Raw genomic sequence first — 18,260 nt, 5'->3', positions numbered from 1 at the left:
ACCCCCAGCTCACGCGCCACCACGGTCACGTTCCCCACGGCATCCAGCCGCGCAAGGAAACGCTCCCTCAACCCCGCAAGATCATCACGTCCAACAGCCACGGTCCTCGCAACTCCCACAGATCGCGGGTGTTGCGAGGACCGTTAGAACCCAAGACCGACCGGGGCCCCTTCGCCGTACCGCGGCCGCCGCGGCGTCAGGCCTTGACCCGCACGTCGTTGCGGAGCTTGGCGGCGAGCGAGGCCGTGGTGTCGACCGAGCCGCCGCCGGTGGCCACGCTGGCCAGGTCCAGCGACACGACGTCGGCGACGGTGCTGTGGTCACCCCAGATGCAGAAGGGCATCTTCATGGTCTTGGGCCCCGAGCTGCTCGCGCTGGACGAGTTGTTCGTGATCTCGGCGACCTGGCACTTCATGATGCCGTTGGAGAGGCCCGAGGGGTGCACCGTCTCCGGGCTGCCGAGCAGCTTGCCCTTGGTCCTGTCGCCGCTCTGGTCCTTCTCCGACTCCGACTTGATCTTGGCGAACATGGCGTCCACGACCGCCTCGGGGTCGTCGATGGTGCCGTAGACGCCGCTGAAGGACAGCGTCTTGACCGCCAGGCCCGTCCCGCTCTGGTACGTCGCGCCGGCGTGCTGGGGGTTCTTCACGCCCCACTTCGCGAAGTCCGCGAGGTCGTCGTCGCTCATCGAGTCGTCGGAGCTGCTCTTCTCCGACTTCTTGTACGTCCCGTTGATCACCGTCGTCGGCGTCGACAGCTTGTGCGGGCCGTCGTCCGCGACGGAGCCGCTGCCGCCGCTGCCGGAGAGGGCGAAGTACGCGCCCACCGCTATCGCGGCGACGACCGCCACCGCGCCGATGATCAGCCCGGTCTTCTTCTTGCCACCGCCGGGCGCCGGGGGCTGCGGGACGGCGCCGTAGGGCTGCTGGCCGTACGGGGGCTGGCCGTAGGGCGGCTGCTGCTGGCCGTACGGGCCCGGCTGCGGCGGCACGCCCGGAGGCTGCTGCGGGTAGCCGTACCCCGGCTGCGGCTGCGGCTGTTGCGGAGGGGCCTGCTGGGGGTAGCCGTAGCCGGGCTGGGGAGCCTGGGGCGGCTGGCCGTACGGCCCCGGCTGACCCGGCTGGCCGTACGGTCCGGGCTGCTGGGGCTGCCCGCCGTACGGGCCCGGCTGGTTGTAGCTCATTACTGGGTTCCCCTCCAGGTGCTTATGTGTTCCTGACATCCTGGCGCAGAGGCGCCGGGCCGAGGGCACCGGGGTGCGCACCGTTACAGAACAAATGCGGTTCGGGACGGCGCCGTGACACCTCTAAACTGACCCCGTGACCGAGAACGCTCAGCAGCAGCCACCAGCGCCCGACACCGAACTGCCGACCCAGTACGCGCCGGCCGACGTAGAGGGGCCGCTGTACGAGCGCTGGGTGGAGCGGGGTTACTTCGAGGCGGACGCCAAGAGCGACAAGCCCGCGTACACCATCGTCATCCCGCCGCCGAACGTCACCGGTTCGCTCCACCTGGGCCACGCCTTCCAGCACACGCTGATGGACGCCCTCACGCGCCGCAAGCGCATGCAGGGCTACGAGTCGCTGTGGCTGCCCGGCATGGACCACGCCGGCATCGCCACGCAGAACAAGGTCGAACAGCAGCTCGCCGAGGAGGGCAAGTCCCGCCACGACCTCGGCCGCGAGGAGTTCGTCGAGCGCGTCTGGCAGTGGAAGGAGGAGTACGGCGGCAAGATCCTCGGCCAGATGCGCCGCCTCGGCGACGGCGTCGACTGGTCGCGCGAGCGCTTCACCATGGACGAGGGCCTGTCCAAGGCCGTCCAGACCATCTTCAAGAAGCTCTACGACGACGAGCTGATCTACCGCGCCGAGCGCATCATCAACTGGTGCCCGCGCTGTCTGACGGCCATCTCGGACATCGAGGTGGAGTACCAGGAGGACGACGGCGAGCTCGTCTCCATCAAGTACGGCGAGGGCGACGAGACCCTCGTCGTCGCCACCACCCGCGCCGAGACGATGCTCGGTGACACCGCCGTCGCCGTCCACCCCGACGACGAGCGCTACCGGCACCTGGTCGGCAAGCGCATCAAGCTGCCGCTGACCGACCGCGCCATCCCCGTCGTCGCCGACACGCACGTCGACCCCGAGTTCGGCACCGGCGCCGTCAAGGTCACCCCGGCCCACGACCCGAACGACTTCGCGATCGGCCGGCGCCACGGCCTGGAGTCCATCACCGTCATGGACGAGCGCGCGGTCATCACCGCGCACGGCCCCTTCCAGGGCCTGGACCGCTTCGAGGCGCGCTCCGCCATCGTCGCGGCCCTGCGCTCCCAGGGCCGGATCGTCGCCGAGAAGCGGCCCTACGTCCACTCCGTGGGCCACTGCTCGCGCTGCAAGACCACCGTCGAGCCGCGCCTGTCGATGCAGTGGTGGGTCAAGGTCGGCCCGCTCGCCAAGGCCGCGGGCGACGCGGTCCGCGACGGCCGGGTGACGATCCACCCCGAGGAGATGTCGAAGCGGTACTTCGACTGGGTCGACAACATGCACGACTGGTGCATCTCGCGCCAGCTGTGGTGGGGGCACCGCATCCCGGTCTGGTACGGCCCGGACGGCGAGGTCGTCTGCGTCGGCCCCGACGAGGAGCCGCCGGCCGGCGAGGGCTGGCACCAGGACACCGACGTCCTCGACACCTGGTTCTCCTCGGGCCTGTGGCCCTTCTCCACGCTCGGCTGGCCCGAACAGACCGCGGACCTGAGGAAGTTCTACCCGACCGACGTCCTGCTCACCGGCCACGACATCATCTTCTTCTGGGTCGCCCGGATGATGATGTTCGGCCTGTACGCCATGGACGGCGAGGTCCCCTTCCGCACCATCGCGCTGACCGGCCTGGTCCGTGACGAGCGCGGCAAGAAGATGTCGAAGTCGTTCGGCAACGTCGTCGACCCGCTGGACTGGATGGACAAGTACGGCTCCGACGCCGTCCGCTTCACCCTGGCCCGCGGCGCCAACCCCGGCACCGACGTGCCGATCGGCGAGGACTGGGTCCAGGCGTCCCGCAACTTCGCCAACAAGATCTGGAACGCGACCCGCTTCGCGCTGATGAACGGCGCGACGGTCCAGGGCCCGCTGCCCGAGCCGGAGCGGCTGTCCGCCACCGACCGCTGGATCCTGTCCCGCCTGAACAAGACCGTCGCCGAAGTCGACGCGTTCTACGAGGACTTCCAGTTCGCGAAGCTCAGCGACGCGCTGTACCACTTCGCGTGGGACGAGGTCTTCGACTGGTACGTCGAACTGTCCAAGACCGTCTTCCAGGCGGGCGGCGAGCCGGCCGAGGTCAGCAAGCGGGTGCTGGGCGAGGTCCTGGACGTCACCCTCAAACTGCTGCACCCGGTCGTCCCGTTCGTCACCGACACCCTGTGGACGACGCTGACGGGCGGCGAGTCGGTCGTCGTCGCCGAGTGGCCCCAGGACAGCGGCTTCCGCGACGAGGCCGCCGAGCGCGAGATCGGCACCCTCCAGTCCGTCATCACCGAGGTCCGCCGGTTCCGCGCCGACCAGGGTCTCCAGCCCGGCCAGCGCGTCCCGGCCCGGCTGTCCCTCGAGGGCACGGCGCTCGCCCCGCACGAGGCCGCCATCCGCCAGCTGCTGCGCCTGCAGCCGGAGGGCGAGGGCTTCACCGCGACCGCGACCCTGCCGGTCGCGGGCGTCGAGGTGGCGCTGGACCTGTCCGGGGCGATCGACGTGGCCGCGGAGCGCAAGCGGCTCGCCAAGGACCTCGCCGCGGCGGAGAAGGAGAAGGCCCAGGCCACGGCCAAGCTGGGGAACGAGGCGTTCCTGGCGAAGGCCCCCGACCAGGTGGTCGCCAAGATCCGCACACGGCTCGCCAAGGCCGAGGAGGACATCGCGCGGATCACGGCCCAACTGGAGCGCCTGCCGCAGCCCTGACGCGCCCGGCACCACGAGCCGAACGACCCGGAGCCCCGGAACCACCAGGTTCCGGGGCTCCGCGCGGTCCGGGCCCGCGCTGTCCGGGCCCGTGCCGTCCGGGGCCGTGCTTTCCGGGGCCCCGCCGTCCGGGCCGCGGTGTCCGTGGCTCCCGGCCGTCCGGGGCCCGGCCGTCCGGGCCCGGCTGCCCGGGCCGCGCTGTTCGTGGCTCCCGTTCGGGGTCCGACGTCTGGGCCCTGCTGCCTGGGCCCGCGCTGTCCGGGCCCGTGCCGTCCGGGGCCGTGCTTTCCGGGGCCCCGCCGTCCGGGCCGCGGTGTCCGTGGCTCCCGGCCGTCCGGGGCCCGGCCGTCCGGGCCCGGCTGCCCGGGCCGCGCTGTTCGTGGCTCCCGTTCGGGGCCCCGCCGTCTGGGCCCTGCTGCCTGGGGCCGCGTTGTCCGTGGCTCCCGTTCGGGGGCCCGCCGTCCGTGGCCCCGCCGTTTGAGCCCCGCTGTCCGTGACTCCTGTTCGGCCCGACGTCTGGGCTCCGCTGCCCGGGTCGTGTTGTCCGTGGCTCCCCGCCGTCCAGCGCCCCCGGTGCCCGGGTGCCACCGCTCGGACCCGGCCTGCCGCGGTGCTGCGCGCACCCCTGCGCGGCCTGCCGGCCTCCGACGTGCTGCCGGGCCGTGGCCCCGGCGTGCGGTCGCGGCTGCGCAGTCCCGGCCCTGCCGTGGAGCGCGCGCCCGGCGCAACCGCCCGCCGCCGGGGCGGGTCCGCGCTTGCGGGCGCTGCTACTCGGCGTGGCCCCTGCCATCCGGGCGCTGCCGCGCGGCCGGCCGTCCCGCCGCGGTGCGCGCACCGCGGCGCGGCCGCCCGCGCGCCCGGCCCGACCTGCCGTGGAGCGCGCGCGGCGCAACCGCCCCGCCCCCGGCGCAACCGCCCTCCCCCCGGTGCAGCCGCCCGGCCCCCGGCCCGCCTTCAGGCCGCCACCCCTCGCCCCGCGGCGGCGCCATCCCCGCCCCGGCGGTGCTTCCGTCCCGCCCCGGCGCAGCCGCCCGCCCCCCGGCCCGCCGTCAGGCCGCCACCCCCCGCCCCGCGGCGGCGCCATCCCCGCCCCGGCGGCGCTTCCCTCCCGCCCCGGCGGCGCCGGCGTCGCCCGGCCGGTACGTAGACTGGGCCCGTGAGCGACCTCCCCCCGTACGACGACAACGAGCAGCCGGAGTCGGTAGAGCCCGTCGACCACTTCGACGAGATCATCGCCGCCGAGACCGAGCGCGATCCCGATCTCGCGGTGATCGAGGCGGGCAGCCGGACCCTGCGCACCCAGGGCGGTCCGCCGCAGGCGGAGGTGCCCGCACGGCCCGAGGACCCCGAGGCCGACCGGGCGCTGCGGGAGGTCGAGGCGGAGCTGGCGGGCCGCTGGGGCGAGACCAAGCTGGAGCCGTCGGTCGGCAGGATCGCGGCGCTGATGGACGTACTGGGCGAGCCGCAGCGGTCGTACCCGTCCATCCACATCACCGGCACCAACGGCAAGACCTCCACCGCCCGCATGATCGAGGCGCTGCTCGGCGCCTTCGAGCTGCGCACCGGCCGGTACACCTCCCCGCACGTGCAGTCGATCACCGAGCGGATCAGCCTGGACGGGGCGCCGGTCTCCGCCGAGCGCTTCGTCGAGACGTACCGGGACATCAAGCCGTACGTCGAGATGGTCGACGCCTCCCAGGAGTACCGGCTGTCCTTCTTCGAGGTGCTGACCGGCATGGCGTACGCCGCCTTCGCGGACGCCCCCGTGGACGTCGCCGTGGTCGAGGTGGGCATGGGCGGCAGCTGGGACGCCACCAACGTGATCGACGCCGGCGTGGCCGTGGTGACCCCCATCGACCTGGACCACACCGACCGGCTCGGCTCCACGCCCGCCGAGATCGCCGGGGAGAAGGCCGGGATCGTCAAGCCGGGCGCCACGGTGATCATGGCCCAGCAGCCGGTGGACGCCGCCCAGGTGCTGCTGAAGAAGGCCGTGGAGGCGGACGCCACCGTGGCCCGCGAGGGCCTGGAGTTCGGGGTGGTGGCCCGGCAGGTGGCCGTCGGCGGCCAGCTGCTGACGCTGCGCGGGCTGGGCGGCGAGTACCCGGAGGTGTACCTGCCGCTGCACGGCGCCCACCAGGCGCACAACGCCGCGGTGGCGCTGGCCGCCGTGGAGGCGTTCTTCGGGGTCGGCGCGCAGCGCGCCGAGCCGCTGGACGCGGAGACGGTGCGCAAGGCGTTCGCCTCGGTCGCCTCGCCGGGCCGCATGGAGGTGGTCCGGCGCTCGCCGACCGTGGTGCTGGACGCCGCGCACAACCCGGCGGGCGCGCGGGTGACCGCGGAGGCGGTCCAGGAGGCGTTCGACTTCAGCCGGCTGATCGGCGTGGTCGGGGCCAGCGGCGACAAGAACGTGCGCGGCCTGCTGGAGGCCTTCGAGCCGATCTTCGCCGAGGTCGTCGTCACCCGGAACTCCAGCCACCGCGCCATGGACGCCGACGAGCTGGCCGCGATCGCGGTCGAGGTGTTCGGCGAGGAGCGGGTCCAGGTCGAGCCGCGGCTGCCGGACGCGCTGGAGGCCGCGATCACGCTCGCCGAGGAGGAGGGCGAGTTCTCCGGTGGCGGCGTCCTGGTCACCGGCTCCGTCATCACCGTCGGTGAGGCCCGACTGCTCCTCGGGAGGGGCTGACTTCTCGTGCGTACGCTCTGTTCCTCGACCCTGATCGGCGAGTTCTTCGTCATCGGTTTCGCCGCGCTGGTCGCGATGAAGGACCCGGACCTGTCCATGGCGGCGGTGTGGACGGTCAGCGGTGTGGCGATGCTGCTGTGCGTGCTGCTGTGCGGCATGGTCACCCGGCCCGGCGGGGTGGCGCTCGGCTGGCTGCTCCAGGTGGCGCTGATCGCCTCCGGCGTGGTGGTGCCGACGATGTACTTCATGGGTGCGGTGTTCGCGGCGCTGTGGTGGGCGTCGGTGCACTTCGGACGGAAGGTGGACGAGGCGAAGGCCCGGTTCGCGGCCCGCTCGGCCGAGGCCGGCTCCCCTCCGGCTGACGCTGCGTAACAGGGGCGGGGACACGCCCTGTAACCTTCGTCCCACCGCACATCTGTAAGGAGAAGGAGTCCCCCGTGACCCAGCGCACCCTCGTCCTCCTCAAGCCCGACGCCGTCCGTCGTGGCCTGACCGGCGAGATCATCAGCCGTATCGAGCGCAAGGCCGGCTGGCAGATCACCGCGCTGGAGCTGCGCACCCTGGAGCAGGACACCCTCGAGCAGCACTACGGCGAGCACAAGGGCAAGCCGTTCTACGAGCCGCTGGTGGAGTTCATGTCCTCCGGTCCCGTCGTGGCCATGATCGTCGAGGGGGAGCGGGTCGTCGAGGGCGTGCGCGCGCTGGCCGGCCCCACCGACCCCATCGCCGCCGCCCCCGGTTCGATCCGCGGGGACTACGGTGTGATCGTCCGGGAGAACCTGATCCACGCCTCCGACTCCGAGGAGTCCGCCGAGCGCGAGGTCAAGATCTTCTTCCCGGGCCGCGCCTGACCGTCCGGGGCCGAGGCGGCACCGCGCACCACCAGCCGTTCCTGACGCCCCGTCAGCTCGCTGGAATCGCCTGACCAGGGCGGCCGCGCAGATCCGGCCGCCCTCGGGCATATGCGGTACCGATCGGGGGAACGAGTGCCCCCGATGGACCGTCTCCACAAGCGAGGCGGTACGCCATCTGCTGACAATGGCGGAGACCCTCGCGCAGTGTTCGTGCAGGCGCGTCTACGATGGAAGCCTTCACGTCACAGCACCCACCTCGCCGTACCTGATATGCCCTCAAAAGCACCCAGGGAAGGCCAGACGAATCCTGATGGGGAACTCAATGTCGTTCATCGGCCGTGACATGGCTGTCGACCTCGGGACCGCCAACACGCTGGTGTACGTCAGGGGTCGCGGGATCGTACTCAACGAACCGTCCGTCGTCGCGATCAACACGAACACCGGTGGCATCCTCGCGGTCGGCGCCGAGGCGAAGAAGATGATCGGCCGCACGCCCGGCAACATCGTGGCCGTACGTCCGCTCAAGGACGGCGTCATCGCGGACTTCGAGATCACCGAGCGGATGCTCCGGTACTTCATCCTGAAGATCCACAAGCGGCGGTATCTGGCGCGTCCGCGGGTCGTGGTCTGCGTGCCCTCCGGCATCACCGGCGTCGAGCGCCGCGCGGTCATCGAGGCCTCGTCGCAGGCCGGCGCCCGCCAGGTGCACATCATCGAGGAGCCCATGGCCGCGGCCATCGGGTCCGGCCTGCCGGTGCACGAGGCCACGGGCAACATGGTGGTGGACATCGGCGGCGGCACCACCGAGGTCGCGGTCATCTCCCTCGGCGGCATCGTCACCGCCCAGTCCATCCGCGTCGCCGGCGACGAGCTGGACAACGCCATCATCCAGCACGTCAAGAAGGAGTACAGCCTCCTGCTGGGCGAGCGGACGGCCGAGCAGATCAAGATCACCATCGGTTCGGCGTACGCACTCGACTCCGACGAGCACACCGAGATCCGCGGCCGCGACCTGGTCTCCGGGCTGCCCAAGACCGTCGTCATCTCGGCCGCCGAGGTCCGCAAGGCCATCGAGGAGCCGGTCAACGCGATCGTCGACGCGGTCAAGACGACCCTGGACAAGTGCCCGCCGGAGCTGTCCGGCGACATCATGGACCGGGGGATCGTCCTCACCGGCGGCGGAGCGCTGCTGCGCGGTCTGGACGAGCGGCTGCGCCGGGAGACCGGTATGCCGATCCACATCGCGGAGGACCCGCTGGACAGCGTGGCGCTCGGATCCGGCAAGTGCGTCGAGGAGTTCGAGGCGCTCCAGCAGGTCCTGGACGCCCAGCCGCGCAGATGAGGTAACTCTTCGATTCCGCCGTACGAGATGACGCCTCTCGTACGGCGGATCGTTGATATCGAGGCATAAGCTCCCACAAATGGGCCCCTTCGGTTCGCGCCACGGGTGCGCGCCTCGGGGGCCACCCGATTCCTAGAGGGAAGGGCACGGCCGCCGCACGTGAGGGACACGAAAGAGAGCCGGCTGCTCCTGGTGCTGCTGATCGCCATCGCGTTCGCGCTGATCACCGTGGATATCCGCGGCGGGGAGAACTCCCCGGTGGACGGTGCCCGGCAGGCCGCCGCCACCGTCTTCGGCCCGATCGAGAACGGCGTGTCGGCGGCGGTCAACCCGGTCGGCAACGCGGTCTCCGCGATCCGCGACTCCGGCGAGCGCCACGACCGGCTCGCCGCCCTGGAGAAGGAGAACGCGGCCCTCAAGGCCAAGCTGGGCAGCGACGACCGCAACCGCAGCCGGCTCAAGCAGCTCGACAGGATGCTGAAGATCGCCGGCGAGGGCCAGTACGGCATCAAGGGCGCCGAGGTCATCGCCATAGGGGCGGCCCAGGGCTTCTCCTGGACCATCACCATCGACGCCGGCGCGAACGACGGCATCAAGCGCGACATGACCGTCCTCAACGGCGACGGACTGGTCGGCCGCGTCACCACCGTCGGCCCCGACTCCGCCACCGTGCTGCTCGCCAACGACCCCGACTTCACCGTCGGCACCCGCATGGAGGGCACCGACGAACTCGGCTTCGCCTCCGGGCAGGGCGACCGGCCGCTGCGCGTGCAGCTCCTCAACGGCAAGGCGGAGGTGAAGAAGGGCGAGCGGCTGGTCACCTTCGGCTCGCAGGCCGACAAGCCCTTCGTGCCCGGCGTGCCGGTCGGCGTGGTCTCCCGCGTCGACCCCTCCGGCGGCGACCTCACCCGCACCCTCTACGTCACGCCGTACGTCTCCTTCACCAAGCTCGACGTCGTCGGCGTGGTCGTCCAGGCCCCGAAGAAGGACCCGCGCGACGAGGTCCTGCCGCCCAAGCCCAAGCCGACCCCGACGCCCACGGTGACCGTCACCGTCACCCCGTCCGCCGGCGCCGGCACGGGCGCCACCGGCCGGCCGCAGCAGTAGGAGCTTCGAAGTCCCATGCGATTCAACCGGATCCTGCTCTCCACCGCGCTGGTCGTCGTCGCCCTGGTCGTCCAGGTGAGCGTGCTGTCCCGGCTGCACCTGCCGGGCGCCGTGCCCGACCTGCTGCTGCTGACCGTGCTGGGCCTGGCCATGGTGTACGGCCATGTCGGCGGCGCCCTCGTCGGCTTCGGCGCCGGACTGCTCGCCGACCTCGCCCCGCCCGCCGACCACGCGGCCGGCCGCTACGCCCTCGTGCTGTGCGTCATCGGCTACCTCGCCGGGCTCATCAAGCCCGAGACCGGCCAGGTCAGATCGGCCACCGGCCCGATGGCCGTGGTGGTCGCCGCCGCCGTCGGCTCCACCCTGCTGTACGCCGGCGTCGGCGCCCTGGTCGGCGACACCGCCGCCCGCCACGTCGGCCTGCCCGGCCTGCTGCTCAGCGCCGCCGTGTACGACCTGCTGCTCGCCCCGTTCGTCGTCCCCGGGATCATGGCGCTGGCCCGGCGCGCGGAGAACGACCCGCTCGCCGAGACCGGCTCCGCCGCCAGGGCGGCCGACCTCTCCAGCGGCTGGCTGTCCTCCGGCACCGGACTGCGCATCGGCGGCCAGCGCGGCGCGCTCGGCGGGCTGAAGGTGCGGGCGGCCCGCTCGCGCACCGCCCGGGCCGGCCGCATCAAGGGGGTCAAGCGGCTGTGAGCACCCGTCAGTTCACCCGAAAGTTCACCCGAACGGGGACCGTCGGGCGGAACGCGCGCCCACAGGTGGGTCGTTCATCCCGCGTACACCGGCGTACGTCCGCACACATGCTCCGGCGTACGTCCGCACAGGCGTCCGCACCGACTTCCGCGCACTGAGAGGGGGAGACAGCAGTGACCAACATCCCCGAGACCGGACGGACCCCACGGGTCCAGACCCGGCTCGTCGTCATCCAGATCCTCGTCCTCTCCCTGCTCGGCACCCTCGGCGGCCGGCTGTGGTACCTGCAGATCCGCAACGGCGCCGAGTACCAGAAGGAGGCCACCGGCAACCACGTCCAGCAGGTCGTCCAGCCCGCCGTGCGCGGCTCGATCCTGGACGCCCGCGGTGTGCCGCTCGCGGACAACGAGACCCGGCTGGTGGTCTCCGCCTCCCGCACCGACCTGCTCAAGCAGAAGGACGACGGCAAGGCGGTCCTCACCAAGCTCGCGGGCGTCCTCGGCATGAAGCCCGAGGACGTCATGCAGAAGGTCCGGCTGTGCGACGCCAAGACCCCCCAGCCCTGCTGGAACGGCTCGCCCTACCAGCCCATCCCCATCACCGACGAGGCCACCCCCAAGCAGGCCCTGCAGATCCGTGAGCGGGCCGAGGACTTCCCCGGCATCACCGCCGAACCCGAGGCCGTGCGCCGCTACGGCGGCCCCGGCAAGTCCAACACCGCCCAGGTGCTCGGCTATCTCTCGCCCGTCACCGACGACGAGATCCAGCAGGCCAAGGACACCGACTCGCCGTATCTGCGCTCCGACATGGTGGGCCGCTCCGGCCTGGAGCGGCAGTACGACAAGGAGCTGCGCGGCAAGGCCGGCGTCACCCGCTACGAGGTGGACAACCTCGGCCGCGTCATCGGCAAGGCCGAGTCGGACCCCGCCCAGCCCGGTTCCAACCTGGTCACCAGCATCGACTCCCGGGTCCAGCGGGTCGCCGAGTACCAGCTGGACAAGGCGATGAAGGCGGCCCGGCAGCAGTTCGACAAGATCACCGGCACCAACTACAAGGCCGACTCCGGCGCCGTCGTGGTGATGGAGGCCAGGACCGGCCGGATCGTCGCCATGGCCTCCGCGCCCACCTACGACCCGAACGTGTGGGTCGGCGGCATCTCCGCCAAGGACTACAAGGCGCTCACCGGCAAGGACTCCGACTACCCGCTGCTGAACCGCGCCACACAGGGTCAGTCCGCGCCCGGCTCGACGTTCAAGGTGGTCTCCACGGCCGCCGCGGTCGAGGCCGGCTACGACTTCAACGGCCGCTACCCCTGCACCAGCTCCTACTCGGTCGGCAACCAGGTCTTCAAGAACTTCGAGGGCGAGAACTTCGGCCCCATCTCCCTGGGCCGGGCGCTCGAGGTCTCCTGCGACACCGTCTTCTACGGCCTCGCCCACAACGAGTGGAAGAAGGACGGCGGCATCAACCCGAAGAAGGGCCGGCCCAAGGACTACTTCTTCAAGGCCGCCCACCAGTTCGGCCTCGGCAAGGAGACCGGCATCGACCTGCCCAACGAGGTCACCGGCCGCGTCCCCGACCGGCAGTGGAAGCTGGACTACTGGAAGGCCAACAAGGACGCCTGGTGCAAGACCGGCAAGAAGAACGGCAGTTACGTCGAGAAGATCGCCTACGAGAACTGCCTCGAGGGCAACAAGATGCGCGCCGGTGACGAGATCAACTACTCCATCGGGCAGGGCGACACCCTCGTCACCCCCATCCAGGAGGCCGTCATCTACGGCGCGATCTCCAACGGCGGCACGATGTACACCCCGACCATCGGCAAGGCGGTCGTCAGCCCGGACGGCAGGCACATCACCGAGATCAAGCCGAAGTCCCACGGCAAGCTGCCCATCACCAAGGCCACCCGCGACATGATGGACGAGGCCCTCGCCGGCGTCGCCACCCGCGGTACGGCGGCCTGGAAGTTCGGCGGCTGGCCGCAGAACAAGATCCCGCTGCACGCCAAGACCGGTACCGCCGAGGTCTACGGCAAGCAGACCACCTCCTGGCTCGCCACCTACACCAAGGACTACACGGTCATCATGACCATCGCCCAGGCCGGTACCGGCTCCGGCGCCTCCGGTGAGGCGGTGCGCAACATCTACAGCGCGCTGTACGGCGTCCAGGCCGACGGCTCCGTCGACAACAAGAAGGCGCTGCTGCCGCAGCCGCAACAGGGCCTGCCGAAGGTCCGGCCGGACGGCACCATCACCGCCCCGAAGATCAGCGGCGACCCGGCCAAGGACCAGGAGGACGCCGCCAAGCAGGCCGCCGAGCAGGCCGCCCAGCGGGCCGCCGGGCAGGGCACCGCCGGCCCCGGCGCGGGCCAGCCGCCGGCCACCGCCAGTACACCCCCGACGGGCAACCGCGACACCCGCAGGCGCCGGCGCCGCGGGGGAAGCCGGAGGACGACCGCATGACCGGCGCGAACAGCTTCTCCGTCTCCGGGTACGGGCCCGAACGGGCCGGCTGGACGCGGCTCTTCGCCCGCGACTCCGCCGCCCGCCGGCTGGACTGGCCGATACTGCTGTCCGCGCTCGCGCTGTCCGCGATCGGCTCGGCCCTGGTCTTCTCCGCCACCCGCAACCGCACCGAGATCAACCAGGGCGACCCGTACTACTTCCTGATCCGGCACATCATGAACACCGGCATCGGGCTCGCCCTGATGATCGCCACCATCTGGCTCGGCCACCGCGGTCTGCGCAACGCCGTGCCGATCCTGTACGGCGCCTCGGTCTTCGGCATCCTGCTCGTGCTGACCCCGCTCGGCTCCACCGTCAACGGCGCGCACTCCTGGATCGTGTTCGGCGGCGGCTTCTCGCTCCAGCCGTCGGAGTTCGTGAAGATCACCATCATCCTCGGGATGGCGATGCTGCTCGCCGCCCGGGTCGACGCCGGCGACAAGCCCTACCCCGACCACCGCACGGTGCTGCAGTCGCTGGGGCTGGCCGCCGTACCCATCATGATCGTGCTGCTCATGCCCGACCTCGGCTCGGTCATGGTCATGGTGGTGATCGTCCTCGGGGTGCTGCTCGCCTCCGGCGCCTCCAACCGCTGGGTCTTCGGGCTGCTGACCGCGGGAGCGCTCGGCGCCCTCGCCGTCTGGCAGCTGCACATCCTGGACGAGTACCAGATCAACCGCTTCGCCGCGTTCGCCAACCCCAGCCTCGACCCGGCCGGCGTCGGCTACAACACCAACCAGGCCCGCATCGCGATCGGCTCCGGCGGCCTGACCGGCGCCGGGCTGTTCCACGGCTCCCAGACCACGGGCCAGTTCGTCCCGGAACAGCAGACCGACTTCGTCTTCACGGTCGCGGGGGAGGAACTCGGGTTCGTCGGTGCCGGTCTGATCATCGTGCTGCTCGGTGTCGTCCTGTGGCGCGCCTGCCGCATCGCCCGCGAGACCACCGAGCTGTACGGCACGGTCGTCGCCGCGGGCATCGTCGCCTGGTTCGCCTTCCAGGCCTTCGAGAACATCGGCATGACCCTCGGCATCATGCCGGTCACCGGTCTGCCCCTGCCGTTCGTGTCGTACGGCGGCACCTCGATGTTCGCCGTCTGGGTGGCCGTGGGACTGCTGCAGTCGATCCGTGTGCAGCGGCCCATGTCCGCGTAGCCGGAGGAGGACCCCGGGCGCGTACGCGGGCCGGGCGCGGCAGCCCGAGGAGAACCGGGCGCGCCGGCCGCCCATGCGGGCCGGGCGCGGAAGGGGCCGTGCGACCCATGCCGCGACCGGCCCGCACGCACTAAATTCGGGTCATGGCGGACACCAAGCGTGAGATCGAGCGGAAATACGAATCCGAGCACAGCGGTCTGCCCGACCTGACCGGCGTCGGCGGCATCGCCGCCGTCATCGACAAGGGCGTCACCGAACTCGACGCCGTCTACTACGACACCGCCGACGAACGGCTGGCCGCGGCCGGACTCACCCTGCGCCGCCGCACCGGAGGCGCCGACGCGGGCTGGCACCTGAAGTTCCCCGTGGCCCCCGGCGTACGGGACGAGATCCGCGCGCCGCTGTCCGACACCGTGCCCGAGACCCTCGCCGGACTGCTGCGCTCCCGGGTCCGCGGCAGCGCGCTGCGCCCCCAGGTCCGCCTGCGCTCCGCCCGCGACGTCAGCCACCTCGTCGACGCGGACGGCGCCCTGCTGGCCGAGGTCGGCGTGGACGCCGTACACGCCGACCGGCTCACCGGCGACGGCGGCTCCGCCCAGTGGACCGAGATCGAGGTGGAACTGGCCGACGGCGGCGACCCGGCGCTCCTCGACATCGTGGAGCAACGCCTGCGCAGAGCCGGCGTACGGCCCTCCTCCGCCGCCTCCAAGGTCGCCCGCGCCCTCGCCGAGACCGCCCCACCCGCAGCCCCGCACCCCGACGCCCCGCAGACCCCCGAGGCCCCGGTCACGGCCGGCGACCACGTCCTCGCCTACCTGCGCGCCCAGCGCGACGCCCTCGTCGCCCTCGACCCGGAGGTGCGCCGGGACGTGGACGACTCCGTGCACCGCATGCGCGTGGCCACCCGCCGGCTGCGCAGCGCCCTGCGCAGCTACGGCAAGGTCCTCGACCGGGCCGTCACCGACCCCGTCGGCGAGGAACTGAAGTGGCTGGGCGGCGAACTCGGACTCGACCGCGACCAGGAGGTGCTCACCGAGCGCCTCACCGCCGCCCTCGACGCCCTGCCCCCGGACCTGGTCACCGGGCCCGTGCGAGCCCGGCTGCGGACCTGGTCCGGCGCCCGGCGCGGCGGCTCGCGCCGCCGGCTCGTCGCCGTGCTCGACGGCGCACGCCACATGGCCCTGCTCGACGCGCTGGACGCGCTGCTCGCCGCCCCGCCGCTGCGACCGGCCGCCTCCCGCCCGCCGGAGCGCGTCCTCGCCAAGGCCGTGCGCAAGGACTTCGCGAAGCTGTCCGCCCTGCTCGACGCGGCGCTCGCCCTGCCTCCCGGCCACGACCGCGATCCCGCCCTGCACGAGGCCCGCAAGAAGGCCAAGCGGACCCGGTACGCGGCCGAGGCCGCCGTCCCCGCGCTCGGGGCGCCGGCCACCGGCCTGGTGAAGGCCGCCAAGACCCTGCAGAGCCTGCTGGGCGACCACCAGGACAGCGTGATGGCCCGCCGGGCCCTGCGCGACCTCGCCGCCGAGGCCCGCGCGGCGGGGGAGGAGACGTTCACGTACGGGGTGCTCCACGGGCGCGAGGAGCAGCGCGCGGCGGCGCTGGAGGCCGAGCTGCCCGAGGTCTGGCGGAGGATCGGGGCCGACCTGTCGCTGCCCGGCTGAGCGCGGCGGCCTCCGGGCGTACGAGGCGGCCCCCGAACCGGGTTACGCTGGATGGTCACCCCTGTCAGCTCACAAAGGTCCGCGAGAGATGCCTGCCGAAGCCGCCGAGGCCGTCGAGTCTGTGTTTCCGCAGCTCGAAGCACTGCTCCCGCATGTGCAGAAGCCGATCCAGTACGTGGGCGGAGAGCTCAACTCCACGGTCAAGGAGTGGGGCTCCTGCGACGTGCGCTGGGCGCTGATGTACCCCGACGCCTACGAGGTGGGGCTGCCCAACCAGGGCGTGCAGATCCTCTACGAGGTGCTCAACGAACAGGACGGAGTCCTCGCCGAGCGCACCTACAGCGTGTGGCCCGACCTGGAGGCGCTGATGCGGGAGCACGGCGTCCCGCAGTTCACCGTGGACGGCCACCGCCCGGTGCGCGCCTTCGACCTGTTCGGCCTGTCCTTCTCCACGGAGCTGGGCTACACCAACATGCTGGCCGCCCTGGACCTCGCGGGCATCCCCCTGGAGGCCCGGGACCGCACCCTCGACCACCCGGTCGTGGTGGCGGGCGGCCACGCGGCCTTCAACCCCGAGCCGATCGCCGACTTCATCGACTGCGCGGTCATCGGCGACGGCGAGCAGGCGGTCCTGGAGATCACCGCGATCGTCCGCGCCTGGAAGGCGGAGGGCCGCCCCGGCGGCCGCGAGGAACTCCTGCTGCGCCTGGCCAGGACCGGCGGGGTGTACGTCCCCGGCTTCTACGACGTGGAGTACCTCCCCGACGGCCGGATCGCCCGCGTGGTGCCCAACCGGTCCGGCGTGCCCTGGCGGGTGGCCAAGCACACGGTGATGGACCTGGACGAGTGGCCGTACCCGAAGCAGCCCCTGGTGCCGCTGGCCGAGACGGTCCACGAGCGCATGTCGGTGGAGATCTTCCGCGGCTGCACGCGCGGCTGCCGCTTCTGCCAGGCCGGCATGATCACCCGTCCCGTGCGCGAACGCTCGATCACCGGCATCGGCGACATGGTCGACCGGGGCCTGAAGGCGACCGGCTTCGAGGAGGTCGGCCTGCTGTCCCTGTCCTCCGCGGACCACAGCGAGATCGGCGACATCGCCAAGGGCCTCGCGGACCGCTACGAGGACGACAAGATCGGCCTCTCGCTGCCCTCCACCCGCGTCGACGCCTTCAACATCGACCTGGCCAACGAGCTGACCCGCAACGGCCGGCGCTCGGGCCTGACCTTCGCCCCCGAGGGCGGCTCGGAGCGCATCCGCAAGGTCATCAACAAGATGGTCTCGGAAGAGGACCTGATCAGGACGGTCGCCACGGCGTACGGCAACGGCTGGCGCCAGGTGAAGCTGTACTTCATGTGCGGCCTGCCCACCGAGACCGACGAGGACGTGCTGCAGATCGCCGACATGGCGACGCACGTCATCCAGAAGGGCCGCGAGGTCTCCGGCTCCAACGACATCCGCTGCACCGTCTCGATCGGCGGGTTCGTGCCCAAGCCGCACACCCCCTTCCAGTGGGCCCCGCAGCTGTCCGCCGAGGAGACGGACGCCCGTCTGGAGAAGCTGCGCGACAAGATCCGCGGCGACCGGAAGTACGGCCGCTCGATCGGCTTCCGCTACCACGACGGCAAGCCGGGCATCGTTGAGGGCCTGCTCTCCCGCGGCGACCGCCGGATCGGCGCGGTGATCCGCGCGGTGTACGAGGACGGCGGCCGCTTCGACGGCTGGCGCGAGCACTTCTCCTACGACCGCTGGATGGCCTGCGCCGACAAGGCCCTGGCCCCCTACGGCGTCGACGTCGACTGGTACACCACCCGCGAGCGCTCCTACGAGGAGGTCCTGCCCTGGGACCACCTGGACTCCGGTCTCGACAAGGACTGGCTCTGGGAGGACTGGCAGGACGCCCTGGACGAGACCGAGGTCGAGGACTGCCGCTGGACGCCCTGCTTCGACTGCGGAGTGTGCCCGGCGATGGACACATGGCCACAAGTAAGCGACAGCGGCAAGAAGCTGCTTCCGCTGACGGTCAAGAAGTCGTCTCCGACCAGCTGAAACGGGGGGACCGCGGGTGAGTGAGGCGCTGCGGCGGATCGCTGAGGTTGTGGCGGATGTCACAGACGAAGAGGTGGCCGCAGCGCTCGGTTCTCTCGGAGCCACGAGGGGGCGGCAGCGGTCGGCATCAGAGGCGCCTAGAACGCCGCTACCGTCGCCTGGAGGTTCTTTGAGGATCCAGTCCGAGGTGGAGTGGGTCTGAGCGACAATAAGCTGCCGAGCGGTTGCCGCTGCGTCCCCTGCAGGAGGCGTGTACTCAACCATG

Annotated in this window: 12 protein-coding genes; 11 read left to right on the top strand and 1 reads right to left on the bottom strand. The window is 71.7% G+C overall.

The window, feature by feature from the left end; translation table 11 throughout:
* Positions 1-196: 196 nt before the first annotated feature.
* Complete coding sequence (locus ACI2LW_RS31910) at positions 197-1,183, bottom strand: hypothetical protein (protein ID WP_404734746.1); 987 nt, start codon at positions 1,181-1,183, stop codon at positions 197-199.
* A gap of 136 nt (positions 1,184-1,319) precedes the next feature.
* On the opposite strand from ACI2LW_RS31910, the gene ACI2LW_RS31905 reads away from it, so the two are divergent.
* The 11 genes from ACI2LW_RS31905 (at position 1,320) to ACI2LW_RS31855 (ending at position 17,995) form a co-directional block, all read left to right on the top strand.
* Positions 1,320-3,944 carry a valine--tRNA ligase gene (locus tag ACI2LW_RS31905; RefSeq protein WP_404734745.1) on the top strand — a complete coding sequence of 875 codons (2,625 nt, stop codon included), beginning with the start codon at positions 1,320-1,322 and terminating at the stop codon, positions 3,942-3,944.
* Positions 3,945-5,100: 1,156 nt separating this feature from the next.
* The gene (locus ACI2LW_RS31900) at positions 5,101-6,630 is read left to right on the top strand and encodes a bifunctional folylpolyglutamate synthase/dihydrofolate synthase (protein WP_404734744.1); all 1,530 of its coding nucleotides are present in this window, start codon (positions 5,101-5,103) and stop codon (positions 6,628-6,630) included.
* A gap of 6 nt (positions 6,631-6,636) precedes the next feature.
* A complete protein-coding gene (locus ACI2LW_RS31895; protein WP_404734743.1) occupies positions 6,637-7,002 on the top strand; it encodes a DUF4233 domain-containing protein in 366 nt (121 codons plus the stop codon).
* Between the two features lie 65 nt (positions 7,003-7,067).
* Positions 7,068-7,481, top strand: a complete 414-nt coding sequence (gene ndk / locus ACI2LW_RS31890; RefSeq protein WP_404734742.1) for a nucleoside-diphosphate kinase — start codon at positions 7,068-7,070, stop codon at positions 7,479-7,481.
* Between the two features lie 325 nt (positions 7,482-7,806).
* Entirely contained in the window at positions 7,807-8,826 is a 1,020-nt protein-coding gene (locus ACI2LW_RS31885) for a rod shape-determining protein (protein WP_404734741.1), read from the top strand.
* 159 nt (positions 8,827-8,985) lie between these two features.
* Entirely contained in the window at positions 8,986-9,933 is a 948-nt protein-coding gene (gene mreC / locus ACI2LW_RS31880) for a rod shape-determining protein MreC (RefSeq protein WP_404734740.1), read from the top strand.
* Positions 9,934-9,948: 15 nt separating this feature from the next.
* Positions 9,949-10,629 (top strand): rod shape-determining protein MreD, encoded by a 681-nt coding sequence (gene mreD, locus ACI2LW_RS31875; RefSeq protein ID WP_404734739.1) that lies wholly within the window; start codon positions 9,949-9,951, stop codon positions 10,627-10,629.
* Between the two features lie 173 nt (positions 10,630-10,802).
* Positions 10,803-13,091, top strand: coding sequence for a penicillin-binding protein 2 (mrdA, locus tag ACI2LW_RS31870; RefSeq protein WP_404734738.1), 2,289 nt, complete (start codon positions 10,803-10,805; stop codon positions 13,089-13,091).
* Positions 13,088-14,287: a rod shape-determining protein RodA gene (gene rodA / locus ACI2LW_RS31865; RefSeq protein ID WP_404734737.1), complete on the top strand. Its 1,200-nt coding sequence runs from the start codon at positions 13,088-13,090 to the stop codon at positions 14,285-14,287. The genes mrdA and rodA overlap by 4 nt, the downstream gene beginning before the upstream one ends.
* A 143-nt stretch (positions 14,288-14,430) precedes the next feature.
* Positions 14,431-15,948: a CHAD domain-containing protein gene (locus tag ACI2LW_RS31860; protein WP_404734736.1), complete on the top strand. Its 1,518-nt coding sequence runs from the start codon at positions 14,431-14,433 to the stop codon at positions 15,946-15,948.
* 88 nt (positions 15,949-16,036) lie between these two features.
* Entirely contained in the window at positions 16,037-17,995 is a 1,959-nt protein-coding gene (locus tag ACI2LW_RS31855; RefSeq protein ID WP_404734735.1) for a TIGR03960 family B12-binding radical SAM protein, read from the top strand.
* Positions 17,996-18,260 lie beyond the last annotated feature (265 nt).

It is taken from the genome of Streptomyces sp. NPDC004065, from assembly GCF_044903565.1.
Taxonomy (GTDB): domain Bacteria; phylum Actinomycetota; class Actinomycetes; order Streptomycetales; family Streptomycetaceae; genus Streptomyces.
The sequence above is the reverse complement of the archived record's forward strand: the minus strand, read 5'-3'. Positions and strand labels throughout refer to the sequence as shown.